This window comes from Aeromonas sp. QDB68 (genome assembly GCF_027707405.1).
In the GTDB taxonomy this organism is placed as follows: domain Bacteria; phylum Pseudomonadota; class Gammaproteobacteria; order Enterobacterales; family Aeromonadaceae; genus Aeromonas; species Aeromonas caviae.
This window is the reverse complement of record NZ_JAPCIQ010000257.1, coordinates 1-522: the sequence shown is the minus strand read 5'-3', so window position 1 is coordinate 522 and position 522 is coordinate 1. Positions and strand designations below refer to the sequence as shown.

At 62.5% G+C, this 522-nt stretch carries 1 protein-coding gene; it reads right to left on the bottom strand.

Annotated elements, in window-relative coordinates; genetic code table 11:
* Window positions 1-8: 8 nt before the first annotated feature.
* Window positions 9-522 (bottom strand): IS66 family transposase (locus PG892_RS22530; RefSeq protein ID WP_210538931.1); only part of this gene is annotated, 514 nt, incomplete at its 5' end.

Sequence of the window (522 nt, the reverse complement as noted above, 5' to 3'; positions counted from 1 at the left end):
GTATCTATTCACCAGGACGGGGTTGACGGCATCAGTTCTGCCGGGATGGGATAATCTGTCTTCTCGATGCACGCCCTGACCACGGCCCTCAACCACTCCTGTGGGCAGCGGCCCAATCGCTTGCCGGTCTCCACCAACGACAGGATGCGCTGGCGAAACAGCTCGCCCCGGTGAGACCACACGCCGTAGCTACCCTTGCGCCAGAGCACATAGCCACGCAGCGCCCGCTCCGCCTCGTTGTTGGTCAGCGCTATTTCGTCGTCAGTCATAAACCGCCACAGCATCTCGTCATCCCGCAGCAGCAACTGGCATCGTCCACGGTAGCGTTTGCTGCACAACAGGGCGCCGCGCTCCAACTGGCTTCGCCAGCTTTGCCGGTAACGCGCGAGCCTGCGCAGGTATTTCTGCTTGCTCAACGCACCGCTTTCCCAACGGTGCCGGGTACGAAACACCGCATCCGCCAGCAAGACCAACCGGGCACCGATGGGCTGGTTGCACTGCTCGCTACTCTCGGCGATGGCC